The sequence below is a fragment of the Acetobacterium malicum subsp. dehalogenans DSM 11527 genome, from assembly GCF_000472665.1.
Classification (GTDB): Bacteria; Bacillota; Clostridia; order Eubacteriales; family Eubacteriaceae; genus Acetobacterium; species Acetobacterium malicum.
The window spans coordinates 1-15,340 of sequence record NZ_AXAC01000042.1; the positions used below are offsets into that span (position 1 = coordinate 1).

General features: G+C 45.0%; 16 protein-coding genes. 10 read left to right on the forward strand and 6 right to left on the reverse strand.

What is annotated here, in order from left to right:
- The first annotated feature begins 289 nt into the window (after window positions 1-289).
- The 5 genes from A3KS_RS0114790 (at window position 290) to A3KS_RS0114810 (ending at window position 2,660) form a co-directional block, all read left to right on the forward strand.
- Window positions 290-727 (forward strand): SHOCT-like domain-containing protein, encoded by a 438-nt coding sequence (locus A3KS_RS0114790; RefSeq protein ID WP_026395565.1) that lies wholly within the window; start codon window positions 290-292, stop codon window positions 725-727.
- Window positions 717-1,031 (forward strand): hypothetical protein, encoded by a 315-nt coding sequence (locus A3KS_RS0114795; protein WP_156913309.1) that lies wholly within the window; start codon window positions 717-719, stop codon window positions 1,029-1,031. Before A3KS_RS0114790 ends, A3KS_RS0114795 begins: the two co-directional genes overlap by 11 nt.
- Window positions 1,032-1,050: 19 nt before the next feature.
- Complete coding sequence (locus tag A3KS_RS0114800) at window positions 1,051-1,398, forward strand: phage holin family protein (protein ID WP_026395567.1); 348 nt, start codon at window positions 1,051-1,053, stop codon at window positions 1,396-1,398.
- 181 nt (window positions 1,399-1,579) lie between these two features.
- Window positions 1,580-1,960, forward strand: coding sequence for an RrF2 family transcriptional regulator (locus A3KS_RS0114805; RefSeq protein ID WP_026395568.1), 381 nt, complete (start codon window positions 1,580-1,582; stop codon window positions 1,958-1,960).
- A 97-nt stretch (window positions 1,961-2,057) separates the two neighbouring features.
- Window positions 2,058-2,660: a class I SAM-dependent methyltransferase gene (locus A3KS_RS0114810; RefSeq protein ID WP_026395569.1), complete on the forward strand. Its 603-nt coding sequence runs from the start codon at window positions 2,058-2,060 to the stop codon at window positions 2,658-2,660.
- A gap of 164 nt (window positions 2,661-2,824) precedes the next feature.
- Here A3KS_RS0114810 and A3KS_RS0114815 read toward each other — a convergent pair whose 3' ends face one another.
- From A3KS_RS0114815 to A3KS_RS21470, 4 genes are all read right to left on the reverse strand, one after another.
- Window positions 2,825-3,814: a uroporphyrinogen decarboxylase family protein gene (locus A3KS_RS0114815; protein ID WP_026395570.1), complete on the reverse strand. Its 990-nt coding sequence runs from the start codon at window positions 3,812-3,814 to the stop codon at window positions 2,825-2,827.
- A 583-nt stretch (window positions 3,815-4,397) separates the two neighbouring features.
- Window positions 4,398-4,829: a DUF3795 domain-containing protein gene (locus A3KS_RS0114820; protein WP_035356443.1), complete on the reverse strand. Its 432-nt coding sequence runs from the start codon at window positions 4,827-4,829 to the stop codon at window positions 4,398-4,400.
- A 402-nt stretch (window positions 4,830-5,231) separates the two neighbouring features.
- Window positions 5,232-5,489, reverse strand: coding sequence for a hypothetical protein (locus tag A3KS_RS0114830; RefSeq protein WP_026395573.1), 258 nt, complete (start codon window positions 5,487-5,489; stop codon window positions 5,232-5,234).
- Window positions 5,467-5,655: a DUF1810 family protein gene (locus A3KS_RS21470; protein ID WP_035356445.1), complete on the reverse strand. Its 189-nt coding sequence runs from the start codon at window positions 5,653-5,655 to the stop codon at window positions 5,467-5,469. The genes A3KS_RS0114830 and A3KS_RS21470 overlap by 23 nt, the downstream gene beginning before the upstream one ends.
- Before the next feature lie 208 nt (window positions 5,656-5,863).
- Here A3KS_RS21470 and A3KS_RS0114840 point away from each other — a divergent pair, with 208 nt between their 5' ends.
- The 5 genes from A3KS_RS0114840 (at window position 5,864) to A3KS_RS0114860 (ending at window position 11,266) form a co-directional block, all read left to right on the forward strand.
- A complete protein-coding gene (locus tag A3KS_RS0114840) occupies window positions 5,864-6,079 on the forward strand; it encodes a hypothetical protein (RefSeq protein WP_169727709.1) in 216 nt (71 codons plus the stop codon).
- 155 nt (window positions 6,080-6,234) lie between these two features.
- Complete coding sequence (locus A3KS_RS0114845) at window positions 6,235-6,921, forward strand: response regulator transcription factor (RefSeq protein WP_026395575.1); 687 nt, start codon at window positions 6,235-6,237, stop codon at window positions 6,919-6,921.
- Window positions 6,908-7,924, forward strand: coding sequence for a sensor histidine kinase (locus A3KS_RS0114850; protein WP_026395576.1), 1,017 nt, complete (start codon window positions 6,908-6,910; stop codon window positions 7,922-7,924). Before A3KS_RS0114845 ends, A3KS_RS0114850 begins: the two co-directional genes overlap by 14 nt.
- Before the next feature lie 82 nt (window positions 7,925-8,006).
- Window positions 8,007-8,690 (forward strand): ABC transporter ATP-binding protein, encoded by a 684-nt coding sequence (locus tag A3KS_RS0114855; protein ID WP_026395577.1) that lies wholly within the window; start codon window positions 8,007-8,009, stop codon window positions 8,688-8,690.
- Window positions 8,687-11,266, forward strand: coding sequence for an ABC transporter permease (locus A3KS_RS0114860; RefSeq protein ID WP_026395578.1), 2,580 nt, complete (start codon window positions 8,687-8,689; stop codon window positions 11,264-11,266). The genes A3KS_RS0114855 and A3KS_RS0114860 overlap by 4 nt, the downstream gene beginning before the upstream one ends.
- A gap of 326 nt (window positions 11,267-11,592) precedes the next feature.
- On the opposite strand, the gene A3KS_RS21475 is transcribed toward A3KS_RS0114860, so the two are convergent.
- Both A3KS_RS21475 and A3KS_RS0114875 read right to left on the reverse strand, forming a co-directional pair.
- Window positions 11,593-12,936 (reverse strand): metallophosphoesterase, encoded by a 1,344-nt coding sequence (locus A3KS_RS21475; RefSeq protein WP_242834777.1) that lies wholly within the window; start codon window positions 12,934-12,936, stop codon window positions 11,593-11,595.
- Window positions 12,937-13,281: 345 nt separating this feature from the next.
- Window positions 13,282-15,246 carry an oleate hydratase gene (locus tag A3KS_RS0114875; RefSeq protein WP_026395579.1) on the reverse strand — a complete coding sequence of 655 codons (1,965 nt, stop codon included), beginning with the start codon at window positions 15,244-15,246 and terminating at the stop codon, window positions 13,282-13,284.
- Window positions 15,247-15,340 lie beyond the last annotated feature (94 nt).

Consider the following 15,340-nt stretch of genomic DNA (forward strand, 5'->3'; position numbering starts at 1 on the left):
ATGGCAACAACCTCGCATATGAGTATTCGATGCTTGCCAAACATAAGCTGCCCGAAGCTACTAATCTTCAGTACGAAAGGCAAGCGATACAGCTTGTGAGTTTGCAGTACAACTGATGGCTGGGAGACAGTCTTTCAATGTAGTCATGCTACAGGAGCATACAGCCTTAATTCAGATAGATCCTTATTCCATATCTCTATTATCCAGGAATAGGGTTCAATATCCAAGTGATTTAAAAAACTAACTAAACACTTTGTGTTTAAATTTATTATACGAGGGAGAATAGACAATGAACGAACAACAAAAAATATTGGAAATGATCGAAAGCGGGCAAATCACAGCTTCCGAAGGTATGGAACTGCTGGAAGCTCTGACGATGACCAGCGACGTGGCCACCACTCAGACGGTTGCCACAACTGGCCACCATGGTTATAAATTCTTTAAAGTTAAAGTGACCTCGGATAATAATACTGTCAATGTCAATATCAATATCCCGATCCGTCTGCTGACGACCATTGGCGAAATTGCCGATCGCATGACGGCAGTGCTTCCTCCTGATGCCAGAAAAGATATGGAATCAAAGGGAATTGATCTTTCCGGTATCGATTTTGCCAAGATAGTCGAAGAGGTGATTAGTGGTACCCTGGATGAACCGAACATTGTTGACGTGGAAGCCTGGGATGAAAACAGTCAGACCATGATTAAGGTACGGGTCTATGTCGAATAGGGGCTTTCGCAGCTTATGGATCCGGCTTCAGCTTGAGGATAAACGGTTCCTAATGATTCCCTTTCCGATCCCATTATATATTTTCGAAGAATTACTGGACAGTTTTCTGGACATTCTGGTCGTCGCCTGTTTTTTTGTTCCAAAAGCACCTGCTCCGAATACATCTTCCCGGGTCTCAGTCCATTTAGTGAAAGAGCTCGTTGTTGCTATCATTATCCTGCTGCGATCTTTAAACAGCGACGAGCCCTACGACCTTGTCGATGTTACCACCGACAAGGTCAAGGTTTTAATTAAAATCAGATAAACTGTTTTGGGAGGTAAAAATGAAAAAACTGTTCATGAAATATCTATCGATCATTGCGACGATTTACTTGCTGTCACTCGTTTTTTACAGCATCCATATCGACAGCATTTCGGCCCTGCTGATTATGGGGTTGGTGTTATTGGGCGTAAATTTATTGTTAAAACCGATTCTGCTACTGATTACTCTACCCCTCAGTCTTCTCACCCTGGGCTTATTCAGTTTCATTGTAAATGCCTGGATGATTATGATTGCAGACCATTTTGTGTCCACTATCAACATGGGTGGTTTTCTCAATTCATTAATTGCCGCTTTCATCATTGTTCTATTCAATCATTTATTTGCGGATATGACTAAAGCATCTTGTTAGGCGATTATCAGACCATCGCATGATAAAGAGATGTTGCAGGTCCTATGTCTTGCTGTTTCTTGTTAAAGTCCTGGTAATCAGGTAACTCATTAATGCTTAAAAATTCTTATTGACATTGCAAAACCTACCAGATATAATTAAAGACAAATACAGTCCGTATTATCTTTATGGAGGAATTACGATGAAGTACACGAAAGCAACAAATTATGCTTTGCATATAATGGCCTATTTCGTTAAACATGAAGGCAAAGACAATTTAAGTCTGCAGCCTTTGGCTAGACACATGAATATATCCCCTACCTACATGTCCAAGATATTAACTCAATTAGTCAAGGCTGACCTCATTCAGTCTGCAGCCGGAGTAAACGGCGGTTATAGTCTTCGGAAACCAAAGACTATAATAAGTTTTTACGACGTCATTCAAGCCATTGAAGGCAGCGGAGCGCTGTTCACTTGCGAAATGGACGAGAATCAAGCTTGTCAAATAGAAAGGGTTATGAGAGAAGCCGAAGAGAAGATGGTGAATCATCTCAAAGAAAAACGCATTTATGACATTGTCTGAAAAATGAGTTCGAAACAACGGCAGTAATAACTGCTCATTTTTTTGATATAATCATAGATAATTACAGTCCGTATTATATTTTATAGGAGGTCTTATTATGAATCACGATCATCATTGCAACCAACACGATCAAAAATTTTTAAACAAAATTGCCGTTTTAGACAGCAACCAAAGGAAGCTGCTCATCCCACCCGAAACACTAATTAGCCAAATGCCCATTCAAAAAAATCATACTTTACTCGATGTCGGGGCCGGCTCCGGTTTTTTTACCATTCCAATGGCCGAAAGCACCGTCGGCAAAGTGTACGCTATGGACCCTGATCGACGTATGCTCAGCGTCATCAAAGATAAGGCAAAAGAAAAAAAACTTACTAATATTGAACTGATTCAAGATTATATTGAGAACTTAAGCATTAAAACTAACAGCGTTGATTTTGTTATGGCATCTTTGATACTCCACGAAGTAAGTTCACCGCCAAAAGCACTTTCAACTATATTTGAGGTACTAAAAGCAGGAGGACACTTGTTATGTCTAGAATATGAAAAGGATGACTTGATCGTAGAAGGACCGCCAATGTCCATTCGGATTGGCTCCGAGGATCTCGAAAAGACCTTGTCGCTAGTTGGCTTTGAACTGGTTAAGAAGACTAAAATCAGTGATGCAATCTATACTATTTTAGCCGTCAAAAAGGATCAGTAAATCATCCATGACTTGAGGATATTGTGACCACAAGCACCCCAACATCTCTTTATCACACACAAAAAAGTTCGAACCGGGAACTAACGGTTCGAACTTTTTTAATATTCACTGATTTTCTTATTGTTGGCGTCTAATTTGGTTTAGTCTGCCCCGCCCGATAAATACTAGGCGATGGGGTTCTTTTGTGCATATTCCCGGCCATATTTTGACAGCTCGTCCATGAAAATAGCATTGTTCCATTCACGGAAGCAGATGCCGTTAGGAATGGACGGATAGAAACGCCCGCCAGGACAGTAAGTATCCACCGCGCGGCGCACTTCTTCCCGAATTTTTTCTTCGGTAATGTTTTCCACATCGATCTTCGGACCGTCAATGCCACCAATCATCGCCAATTTTCCTTCGGTGATCGCCTGGATTTTTACAATATCGTTCTGAGCAATAACGCCCTGCCAGATATCGACGCCGATCTCAACGAGATCGGTTACGATTGGCTCCAGGATGCAATCAGCGTGATGCATATAGATCATGCCACATTCATGAATAGTGTCGGCAATTTCTTTCTGCAGCGGTTTGATAATTTCCCGCCATACACCTGGAGGTAAAAACAGATTTTGTTTGGTCCCCCAGTCGTCGTGATAAAAGATGATGTCCGGCTGGGTTTCTGCCGCAACTTTGCGAATGTATGCCATCTTATGATCGGCAATCACCCGCAGCAAAGCTTTCATTTCATCAGGATACTCCAGATAATGCATCAGGGCATCTTCCATGCCCAGCAGAAAGTGACTGCGCTCAAAGAGGCCGCCGGGATAAAAGAAACAGGCCAGTTTTTCATTCCGATCAATTTGGGACGCCACTTCCCGGGCCGGTGTCCAGTCCAGATTATCAATGGATGGAACAACCAGTTGTTCCTCCCATTTTTCAATATCCGTGATGACCACATTGTCCCGAGTGATATGCGGATGGGGACCAGGTGCACCCGGCAGGAAGACCCTTACCGTTCCCCAGGAATCCATATATTCTTTGCCGTCCTGAGGAAGTAAAGCATCCTGAATAAATAAAGGATCAGGGATAAATTCTACCGCGGCCATCAAATCTCCATAATAATCCGGCTGTTCACCGCGGTACACTGCCATAACGTTTTCTCTCAAATTCATTGAAATTCTCCTCTTCATCATCAACACTTAGTAAACGATTCCAAAAATAACATCAGATCCAAGCCCGCTTTTAATTTATAATACTATCCGCAACTAAAATTCGGTGCTATCTTTGATTAAAATATATCATGAATCGTTAATAAAATCTAGTATTTTATCAATTTTTACTAAAGAACGTAACTCTTATAGAAAATAAAAGCCGATAATAGTGGAATTAGACGTTTGATATTCATAATAATACTGTTAGTTTACAAATATACAAAAATAACAGCCAACTCGATGAATATTGAATTGCTCTAATTATTAAATTAAAATGAAATTAATTTTTTTGAGTTATTCCTCGTTTAAACGGGCTTTGGATCGATCACTTTCCAATGTATTGAAGACCAACGTAACGGACTCTATTTTCTGTTCTTCTGCCTGGATCATGGAGCAGAGTTGTAATACTACAATTTGTGTTTGTGACGATGTGATCCTGTCTACTTTACCCTGACAGGCTAAATGCCACACTCTCACTATGCGCAGCAGACATCAATGCTTCGCTCACTACCTCACTGCACCTGCCCAGCTGGCTTTATCTTAATCACTCCTCGCTTCCACCCTCACCAATTGCAATTTTTTGGGTAAAATATATATGCCTTATATCTGCCGCCTGCTCAACCCAGTTGTCGATGCCTATTTTTTTCATCAGGCAAAGGTTATACAATTTTATATTCTGGAGAAATTTTCCAGCTCCGTCTGCCAGAGGCATCAGATATTTACACGGAAAGTCAACGCAATTGAAGCAATAGTCAACGCCCTTTTGTTTAACACAATCAAGTGTTTTGCAACTTTTCCCCTGCATTTTTAAAAGCAGACATATATTACCTTGCGTACAGCCTTTACAGGTTATTTTTTCTTTCGGTATTTTCGTTGACTCTGACAATCTTTTCTGAAATTGATCAGTAACATTATCCTCGTACATTTCACAGTTAAAGCAATCAATCCCACATGGTGCAACAATTTTTTCTTTCATAATCGATATCCTCCAAATAATTATTTCAGCAATTCTGTTTAAAATTGCTTTATATTATCTTAGATACTTGTTTATAAAAAAGGTTACACAATATCAGCTGTAATTTTTTTTATTTTCTCCGATATTTCTTTTTTGTCATGTTTTTGTTCTACGGCATATAGATAGGCTATCTTTTTAAGTAATGACAGATTTTTAAAATGGGCCTTTCGTAATTCATCAGTTTTCGGCTGATTGTAACCAGTCGGAAGCGGGAGCCGATGATCATTCATATTGTAAATCGATGTAATCAGAATTGTTACTCATCATTATCACGATGTTTCCAATGGAAACAAACCTCCTTTTTTGAATGCTCAGCATTTGCGAAATGCCACAAATCATTCTGACCGTTCGCCTGCCTTCAGGTTACGCTATTGAAATCTTCCAAATCGCTCTGCCGGCGTCTTCAATGTTATCCGGCGGTGATTTCATAAACGGATAGAGCACTTTTGTTGGATCGGCATGAAAGAATCGGATCGCTATATGATGATCAAACGGAATCGGCATTGCCCTGGCAAAGTTTTTGATTGCGCCCATGACGTCTTGATCAACCGGTTTCATTTGATAACTGCGCGCTGATCGCCTGGTATCGATCGTACTTTTAATCGAAAACGTAATTGACATTTGCGGTACCTCCATAATATCGGGCCGTTTCACTCCGGCTCAGCCCTTTAAACTGGGGAAAAACATGCCACATCCAATGGCTGCGCTTTTGACCACTTTTTATTTTCGTTAGTGTCTGCCCATAACTTTCTTCCTGGGCATTAACAAAACGCTCAACTGTAGCCATCAGTCTTCCTCCCGTCATTTTTATTTGGCAACTTTTAAGCTGATTTTATCATAATACGTTTATTTACGATATCCTTTGCTCACTAAATTCAAAATAAAAGAACGAAGCTTACATGTTTTTTACATAAACATTTTGAATGATTCAGGTGTTCAAACGGCAGGGCTTTCCAAAAAAGAAGCCCTCGGTCAGCCGCGTGGAAGAACGGCGGATGATAAAAATATCCAACTATCAGCAAAATGAAACACAAAAGCTAGTGACCGAACTCACCAAACTTTCCCAGGGGAATACCGATGTTGTCATTGAACTTGCCCCCTGTGATGCCAATACTCAGACGACCTATGAAACCTTCTTGCTTATTGGCGCTTCAGTCAGTCAATGTGTAGCATCGATCAAGGCACTGGGTCGATCGATGCAAAAATCCTGACTTTCCCGTTTTTTCTGTCACCTCATAGCTCTCATTCACCATATTTCCCGACGTTTGACGGCAGAATCTGCGAAACCTCCCCTTGTCATGTGCTTGAATATTCTCATCAAAAGAAATACAATATAAGCGCAGTAAAGTAAGGATGGTGAATCTAAATGAAACGAATATTTTTAGTTGAGGACGATCAGACTATTGCTAAAAACCTGATCCTGTTACTCCGTGCCGAGGGTTTTACCGTCACCTACGCCCCGTCCCAGGCTGACGCTTTTGCTGCGCTTGCCGGGAATAAATTTGACTTGGCGCTGGTTGATATTTCTTTGTCTGACGGTAATGGCTTTACGGTTTGCACCGAAATCAAAGCAACCGGGGATATTCCGGTTATCTTTCTAACCGCTTCCGGCGATGAGGCGAGTGTTGTTACCGGGTTGAATATGGGCGCCGACGACTATATCACCAAGCCATTTCGGCCCCGGGAATTAATTGCCCGGATTGGTGCTGCCGTGCGAAAAAGCGGGCGTTCGCCAGCGGCTTTTGAACTTCACGGTCTTCATGTCGATACGGCCAGTGGTCTGGTGAAAAAAAACGGCCACGAGGTTTTTCTCTCAGCACTTGAATATCGCTTGCTGCTGGTGTTTATCAGCAACCCTAATAATATTATCACAAGGGGCCAGCTGCTTGACGAATTGTGGGACGCGGCGGGCGAATTTGTCAACGACAATACCTTGACCGTTTATATCAAGCGCTTGCGGGAGAAGATTGAGACCGACCCCACCAGCCCGCAAATCATTCTGACTGTTCGCGGGACGGGCTATCGATTGGGGGGCGAGTATGCTGCGGAATAGTGAGTTTCGGCTATTTGCCATTGTGTTCGCCTTAATCGCCGCCGTCGCGATGATGCTGGGATTTGCCATCAATATGGCGGCGGGAATCCTTGTCAGCGCTGCTGCTGCCGCCTTTGGCACCGCGTTTTTCACCTTTACCAAAGCCCGTTACCAAAGTCTTGCGCGGATTTCAGATCAAATTGATCAGGTGCTTCATAATGCTGACAACCTGTATATTGGTGAAGCGGACGAGGGCGAGCTTTCCATTTTACACAGCGAGATAACCAAAATGACGCTGCGCATTCGGGAACAAAACGACGCCCTGAAAAAAGAAAAAGAACATCTGGCCGATGCGCTGGCCGACATCGCCCACCAACTTCGCACCCCGCTGACATCCGTAAATCTGATTTTGTCCTTGTTAGCGAAGAACCCTGATAAAAACGAGCGGCAAGCCTTTCTACGGGAAGCCGAGGAATTGCTGCTGCAGATGGATTGGCTGCTGACTTCGCTACTAAAACTATCCCGCCTGGACGCTGGCATTGTGGTGTTCCAAAGCGAGCCGATCGATGTTAACAACTTAATCGACGTCGCGCTGCGCCCACTTCTAATCCCCATCGAACTGCACAATATTGATGTACAAGTAGATGCCCCAGAAGGGCTGATGATCGCGGGCGATTCCGCTTGGCTTTCAGAAGCGCTTCAAAATATCCTCAAAAACTGCATGGAGAGCATTGATCGAATTGAGAGAATTAACAGCACTGGCGCAAACGGGAAGATTGAGATTGTCTGCCGGGACAACCCGCTGTTTACCGAGATAACCATCCATGATAGCGGCACTGGTTTTGACCCCGCAGATTTACCCTGCCTGTTTGAACGCTTCTATCGTGGCAAAAACCAAAACGCCACCGGATACGGGATTGGTCTGGCGCTCTGCAAGATGATTATCACCCGTCAGAGCGGAACGATTACGGCCAAAAATCACCCTCAGGGCGGCGCAATCTTTGCCCTTCGTTTCTCAAAGTGACGGATCTCTCACCGGAAAGTCACAACGTTGTAAGTTGAAACTGCTATTATATGGGTAAACCATGAGAAAGGAGACTCACATAATGGAGTTTTTAAAAATTGAAAATTTATGCAAGGTCTACGGCAAGGGTGAAAACCAGGTTACCGCCCTGGATCATGTTTCTCTAACGATTAAAAAGGGCGAGTTTACCGCGATCATCGGTTCCTCCGGATCGGGTAAATCGACACTTCTTCACATCATCGGCGGTGTGGACGTACCAACCAGCGGCAAGGTGTTTTTAGACGGCCAGGATGTCTATGCCCAAAACAATGAAAAGCTGGCCATTTTCCGACGGCGACAGGTTGGCCTGATCTACCAGTTTCACAACCTCATTCCGACCCTGAATGTAGTCGAAAATATCACTCTGCCGATCCTGATGGACAAGCGCAAGGTCAATGCCGAACGGCTGAATGACCTGCTCGAACTGCTGGGGCTTAAAGACCGCCAAACCCATTTACCCAATCAACTTTCGGGCGGTCAGCAACAGCGGGTTTCGATCGGACGGGCGTTGATGAATGCCCCCGCACTGATGCTGGCCGACGAACCGACAGGCAGTTTGGACAGCCGGAATGGCCATGAAATTATCAAACTGCTGAAATTAAGCAATCAAAAATATCATCAGACGCTGCTCCTCGTCACCCATGACGAAAACATCGCCCTGCAAGCCGACCGCATTATTGGCATCTCAGATGGCCAAGTCGTCCGCGACGAACGGGTGCGGCCATGAACATATTCTCCAAAATCACCCTACAAAGTATGATCAAAAGCCGCACCCGAACGATCGTCACGATTATCGGTGTTATTCTATCCGCCGCCATGATCACAGCCGTCGCCACCTTTGGCGTTTCGCTGCTTTCCTATCTGACCAACGGCGCGGCCCAGAAATACGGCAATTGGCACGTTGAGTTTGTCGACGTCCCGGCAACTTTCATCCAGGAACGGAGCCACGACGCGAGTGTCGCTAACACCACGGCCTTTGAAAATATCGGCTACGCCACCCTTGACGGCGGTAAAAATCCGGACAAACCGTATCTTTTTATCGCCGGATTCAACGAGAAAACTTTTAATGATTTGCCCATCAACCTGATTTCCGGCCGGCTGCCGGAAAACAGCGGGGAAATTCTCGTTTCGGCAAGCGTCGCTGCCAACGGCGGCGTTAAATTTGCGGTCGGTGATACCCTTTCCCTGGCTGTCGGCAACCGCATCAGTGGCAACGCGACTCTCGGGCAGCACGACCCTTACGCCGGGGGCGAAACGCTGGTACCCCAAGACCAGCGAACTTACACAGTTGTCGGCCTCTACCAACGGCCCGGATTTGAAGAATCGACCGCACCAGGATATACCTTGATAACCAAAGCCGATGCCCTAGACCAGGCGGATCGTTTCAACCTCTTTGTCACACTGACAAACCCCCGCAGTGTCCAGAATTATGCCAGCAATACTGCCGGAGCCGGGACTTACGTCCTTAACGATAATGTCCTGCGCTTTATGGGTCTTTCGGACGATAACGTGTTTAACCTATTTTTGTATGCGGTGGGCGGCATTTTGGTCACCATCATCATGATCGGCTCGATCTTTCTGATTTATAACGCCTTCAACATCTCATTGAACGAACGCACCCGGCAGTTCGGCATGCTTTCGTCGGTGGGTGCCACCGCCAAGCAACTGCGCAATTCGGTGCTGTTTGAGGGGCTTTGCATCGGTGCGATCGGCATCCCGATTGGCGTTTTGGTTGGTATCGGCAGTATCCGCCTGGTGATTTCCGTTGTCGCCGGAAATTTCGGCAACGTCATGTACAGTAATGTCCCGTTAACCTTGACCGTGTCGATGCCCGTCATTGTCGTTGCAGCGGCGGTTAGCTTGGTTACAATTCTGATTTCGGCCTATATCCCAGCCCGGAAGGCTGCCAATACGCCTGTGATGGAGAGTCTTCGCCAAACCAACGCGATCAAAATTGAATCCCAAGCCGTGAAAACCTCAAAACTGGCCCAGCGACTTTACGGTTTAGAGGGAACCCTGGCACTAAAGAATTTTAAACGCAACCAGAAAGGCTATCGCAGCATTGTCCTGTCACTTGTTTTAAGCGTCGTGCTGTTCATCTCGGCCAATGCTTTTGTAACGGATATGAAACAGGCGGCCGAGCGGTCAGTCACCTTTACGACCTATGACATCGGCTTTGCCACCGTAGACATGGACGATCGCGACATGCTGTCGCTTTACGACAAACTAAAAACCACCGCCGGTGTTTATGAAAGCTCCTATCAAGCGCTGATGAAATATTCATGCGCTGCCAAAGCAAGCGATCTTTCCGATGATTACCGGTTAAATGTGGCTTCACCGGCGCCGGATGAAACGGTTAATCTGCCCATGGACCTCCTGTTTCTTGATGACAATACCTATCTGAATCTGCTAAACGGCTTGGGCTTACCGACCGCGGACTATACCGGGCCAAATGCGAAACTGATCGCCGTCGCCAAAATGCCAAACCCAGACAATCAGATGGCAGAGGTTGATCAGCTTAATGATCTATTTGCACGTGCTTCGCTGAATCTTACCATTGCTCCCGCAACAAATGGCGAACCGACGACGGAACTGGGGCAAAACGTCAGCGTCACCTTTGTTGAGACGGTACCGCCAGATACACTACCGGTCCCAGGAAACACCGGGTCGGACAATTCGTTCTTTTTTACGGTAATGGCCCCCTATTCACTCAAAGCGCAGTTCGAAACCGCTGATTCTGATGTGGCTATTAAGGGCTTGACCTTTCGCTCAGAGCAGCCCACCCAGTCGACGGCTGAAATGGAAAGGATGATTCTGGGTGCCGGAATTACCGCCGATTACACCCTCTACAATACCTATAAAATGCTTGATGAGAGCCGCAATTACATCTTCATTACCAACGTCTTCGCGTATACGTTTATCATGATGATTTCGCTGATTGCCGTAGCCAATGTGTTCAATACGATTTCTACCAATATCAAGCTACGCCGGCGGGAACTTGCGATGCTCCGTTCGGTCGGGATGTCCGACCGCGATTTCCAAAAGATGATGAATTTTGAGTGTGCCTTTTATGGCCTGAGGGCCTTGCTTTTCAGGCTTCCCATCGCGGCCATCGCTTCCTGGCTGATTTACAAAGGGATGGTTCTCGGCGGGACGGACACGATCGATTTTGTGTTCCCCTGGATTAGTATGGCCATCAGCGTGTTCAGCGTACTCTTTGTGGTTTTCATTACCATGCTGTATGCTGTTAGCAAGATCAAAAAGGAAAATATCATTGATGCCCTGCGGGATGATATGACGTGATAAAAAAAAGAGTCTGTGGAATTGGGGCTAAGTGATTCGCATCATCAATGGTATATACCGCTTCGTGTTCAACCCACTGATAAGAAATTTTAGCATCATCCAGCAACTCCAGTACTGCTTGCTTATCAACAAACATGATGGTTCTACCTTCCTTTTTTGATCGCAGTTGATCTTTATCGATGAGCTGATTTTACCACAAAACAGCGGTTCAATAATCTGTTTTTTTATTTAAGCCTTGTTGTCGATTGTGATGTAGCAGCAGCCGAGCAAATTACGGCTGCATTCCTCAAAAAATTGATCCATTTGCATAAGAACAGCAACGTTCTTTATTCAGCATTCTTGCTGACACTAGCGCTAATATCACTAACCGTACCGTCTTCGCCATAGCTGTAAAGGGCGGTGGTATCTTTTTTGCCGGTGGTAATCACCGCAAAGGTGCGAGTCGCCTCGGGATAATCGGTATTGTGATCAACCCAGGTACCGGTGTTCAGGTAATATTGCCCATTGCCCTGATCCTGATAAATCGGCACATGGGTATGACCAAACAGCACCACGTCCACATTTTCGTTCGAATTTTCCAGATACTGGGTTTTAGCCTGACCGAAGTAGTATTCCCAGTCCAGCGCACCGGCAACCGCTTCACTGAAGTTATTGGGAACCTTGATCTCATTACGACTCTGTCGCTGCGCCCAGGTGCGCTGAATATTCTTAAACAGTACCGATGCCGAAATCGTTCCGTCCGCCTGCTGGGCCGGGTAGAAGTCTAGATAACTATAGGCATCATTAAAACCGGCGATATGCATATCAAAAATCTTCTGATCTAGACTCTCATTCGGCGTCATCCGGGTGGAGATATTTTTAAGCAGGTCATAATAAAGATAGGCACCATACTGATCAGTATCATCCTTATCCGGCACCGCCGTCACCACCGGCAGATCCTTGGCAACTGCTGGCCGCCCCTCTAACACCCAGGTGGCGGCATAGCGGGCGTAGAAATAGCCGGCCGGTAAAATGGTCTGATCATTACCGCAGAGCTGGGCATTGGTAACCGTATCCGGTGCCGAAAAGACATCATAACGATGACCGTGCTCAATCACAATCTCATTACGGTCTCCTGTGTAATAGGCGCCAAGTCCTTTTGCATCCCGAGCCTGAACGATGTTGGGGATCGCTTTCTGCAACACATCAGCCTCAAGTAACATATCATGATTGCCGGGGACATAAACCAACTTGATACCGCTTTGGATCACCTTGTTGAGCGCATCGATGACGTCCTGATTGGTGGCAATGACATCCTGATAAAACTGTTTTTCATCGGTGTAGCTGGGATAATCGACCGGCAAATACCACTCATCGAGAAAATCACCGGCGATCACAAGCTCCCGCACATCACTCGTGCTTTGTAGCCGCTGCAAAAACTCAATCAGTAGCGGACGGTTTGCCAGGGTCTCGGTATAGTTGTCATTAATGCCAAGATGGAGATCACTGATCACAACGATCTTGTCTCTAGTCTCACCAGCCGCCCATAAAACGGGCGCCCCCTCCGTATCATCGGTCGCTGAGGCGGCGATCTTCGTCACACATCCGGCGCTTAACAGTGCTACCGAAACAACCATGCTTGAGGTTAATAATAAAGCCGGCATTTTCTTTTCATATTCATACATATTCATATTCATTTCCTCCCGTTTTCAAGGTCAATCGGATGGCTGGGCCGCTATCTAAGCTCCTTGTGAGCAGACCAACCGCTACGTTAAATGCCAACTTGACAAAAAAGGTGCGCCTCCTCAGACCAGCTTCTTGTTCTTTATTCACTGCGATGATTTTATCATAAAATATCTGCCGCAACGATCTGTTTTTTATTTATTGTCATCTAACAAGGGGGATCAAAGGCATCTCCCTTACGCTACCTTAAATATCCCTAAAATGTTAATAAAGACCCTGCTCCATCTGGTTACAGGGTCTTTGCTGGCTATTTTTTTTACATCCATCTCCACGTTTTTTATTCTTGCCGGAACTTAAAGCATCTCGTCTTTTAAAACATCATGGTCTTTTAGTATTTTTTCAATCACGGTTCCTTTTATAAAATGAATGATTGGTTTTTTTATCAGATTCAGAGGGCCCGGTAGTTCAATTTCCAATGGTGATTTTCCATCCATCAGTTTAACACTGCTGTCAAGCAGCTCTCTGATATCATAGACACTCCCCCAAACTTCCGGCACACCTCTATCAACACCAAGCAGCCCATATACCGATTCCATTGCGGTTCTCACTGAATACTCGGTTGTAAAGACGGTATCTCTGGGGGTTTCGGCAAACTGACCGAGAAAAGCAAAATTAACGCAGCCTTCCGGAATAACATCCGGTCGGTCCCCTTTGGTTCTTGGCATAAAAAAGGCGGTAATATAAGGCATCATAGTTGGCACACAGATGGCACTATTTTCAGATAATTCATCAATTTGATTGACCGGCACACCCAAATGATACAACCATTCTTTAGTAATTTCTTTACCGGTACAATCTTTCATTGGTTTTTTTATGTAATCGCCCGGTACATCTGAGAATAGGCCATAGACCCATACACACACTTTGTTTTTATCCTGTTCCTTAAACTGTCCTTGTCTGTTAATGGTCCAGCTGAGCAGCCATGACGAATCCACACAGCTTACAATCCCACCGGTTACAACTTTACCGCTTTTGGGATCTCTCTTACAGATATTAGTGAGATATGGTATTATTTTATCGTCTAAGGTTGTGATCGTTGCTGACTCCCAATTTGTTTTCTTGATATCGGAGCAGAACTTTTCCGGATGTCCAAACGCCGGATCCTGCTGGGCGATGTTTTTCCACAGGCTCCAGCTGCCACTGGTTCTCACTTCGGCATCCCCGTTTGGCGCATGATTCTGGTCGCCGTAAATTGTTCCTTCGGTACAGCTTCCGTTTGTCACAAATACCAGATCATTTTCTGTCAGCACCAGCCCTTTCTCAACCCCGTTTACGTTATATTCAATTGCTTTGGCGACCTTTTTATTTTCAGCGATCTCAAAGATGACATTGGTTACTTCGGTGTGGAATTCAAATTTAACGCCGGCTGCTTCCAGATATTTCTGCATTGGTAGAATTAATGATTCATATTGGTTGAATTTTGTAAATTTCAAAGCGCTAAAATCCGGTAATCCACCAATGTGATGAATAAATCGTTGAAAATACAGTTTCATCTCCAGCGCACTGTGCCAGTTCTCAAAGGCAAACATCGTTCGCCAGTAAAGCCAGAACGTGGAATCGAACACCTCTTCATCAAATACATCCTCAATGGTTTTGTCATATAAATCTTCATCCTTTGTCATGAAGAGTTTCATGATTTCCATGCAGCCCTTCTGACTTAAGTTGAATTTCCCATCTGTCTGTGCATCAACGCCCTGATTTCTGGTGGCACGGCACAATGAATAATTAGGATCTTCTTTGTTTAACCAATAAAATTCATCCAACACCGAGGCTCCCGGTATTTCAAGCGACGGTATACTGCGAAACAGGTCCCACAGACACTCAAAATGGTTTTCCATTTCCCGGCCCCCCCGCATCACATATCCTCTGGTCGGATCTTCAATTCCATCACAGGCACCACCAGCGATGTCCATCGCCTCCAGAATATGAATATGAGAGCCCGGCATTTGTCCATCCCGAACAAGAAAACAGGCCGTTGCCAGTGCCGCTAAGCCACTACCGACAATATAGGCGTTTTTTTCATCGACCCCTTCCGGTTTTCGGGGGGTTGCAAAAGCTTCGTAGTTACCATTAGTGTAATAGATCCCCTTGCTGTTTTTTTCATGTTTACCACGTTCGGTGTTTCGGTAATTGGAATCTTGGGAAATTTGCTTCTTCTCACTATTTTTTTTCAGCTTATTTTTTACCACCATTGCGGTTGCGCCGGCACCAGCCACTGCCAATGTCGCCAATCCGACTTTTACTTTTTTATTTGTCATTAAATTATCCTACCTTTCATCACGCTTTAACGCTAACTGATTCTTTCTTTATGGTACGACTTTTTTAATGATTTATCCATTTACAAAACAGGCA

What these genes read in the sequence shown, in the direction of transcription:
- A3KS_RS0114790 (WP_026395565.1), top strand. Translation starts at nt 290, where the DNA reads ATGAACGAACAACAAAAAATATTGGAAATGATCGAAAGCGGGCAAATC.
- A3KS_RS0114795 (WP_156913309.1), top strand. Translation starts at nt 717, where the DNA reads ATGTCGAATAGGGGCTTTCGCAGCTTATGGATCCGGCTTCAGCTTGAG.
- A3KS_RS0114800 (WP_026395567.1), top strand. Translation starts at nt 1,051, where the DNA reads ATGAAAAAACTGTTCATGAAATATCTATCGATCATTGCGACGATTTAC.
- A3KS_RS0114805 (WP_026395568.1), top strand. Translation starts at nt 1,580, where the DNA reads ATGAAGTACACGAAAGCAACAAATTATGCTTTGCATATAATGGCCTAT.
- A3KS_RS0114810 (WP_026395569.1), top strand. Translation starts at nt 2,058, where the DNA reads ATGAATCACGATCATCATTGCAACCAACACGATCAAAAATTTTTAAAC.
- A3KS_RS0114815 (WP_026395570.1), bottom strand. Translation starts at nt 3,814, where the DNA reads ATGAATTTGAGAGAAAACGTTATGGCAGTGTACCGCGGTGAACAGCCG.
- A3KS_RS0114820 (WP_035356443.1), bottom strand. Translation starts at nt 4,829, where the DNA reads ATGAAAGAAAAAATTGTTGCACCATGTGGGATTGATTGCTTTAACTGT.
- A3KS_RS0114830 (WP_026395573.1), bottom strand. Translation starts at nt 5,489, where the DNA reads ATGTCAATTACGTTTTCGATTAAAAGTACGATCGATACCAGGCGATCA.
- A3KS_RS21470 (WP_035356445.1), bottom strand. Translation starts at nt 5,655, where the DNA reads ATGGCTACAGTTGAGCGTTTTGTTAATGCCCAGGAAGAAAGTTATGGG.
- A3KS_RS0114840 (WP_169727709.1), top strand. Translation starts at nt 5,864, where the DNA reads ATGATAAAAATATCCAACTATCAGCAAAATGAAACACAAAAGCTAGTG.
- A3KS_RS0114845 (WP_026395575.1), top strand. Translation starts at nt 6,235, where the DNA reads ATGAAACGAATATTTTTAGTTGAGGACGATCAGACTATTGCTAAAAAC.
- A3KS_RS0114850 (WP_026395576.1), top strand. Translation starts at nt 6,908, where the DNA reads ATGCTGCGGAATAGTGAGTTTCGGCTATTTGCCATTGTGTTCGCCTTA.
- A3KS_RS0114855 (WP_026395577.1), top strand. Translation starts at nt 8,007, where the DNA reads ATGGAGTTTTTAAAAATTGAAAATTTATGCAAGGTCTACGGCAAGGGT.
- A3KS_RS0114860 (WP_026395578.1), top strand. Translation starts at nt 8,687, where the DNA reads ATGAACATATTCTCCAAAATCACCCTACAAAGTATGATCAAAAGCCGC.
- A3KS_RS21475 (WP_242834777.1), bottom strand. Translation starts at nt 12,936, where the DNA reads ATGAATATGTATGAATATGAAAAGAAAATGCCGGCTTTATTATTAACC.
- A3KS_RS0114875 (WP_026395579.1), bottom strand. Translation starts at nt 15,246, where the DNA reads ATGACAAATAAAAAAGTAAAAGTCGGATTGGCGACATTGGCAGTGGCT.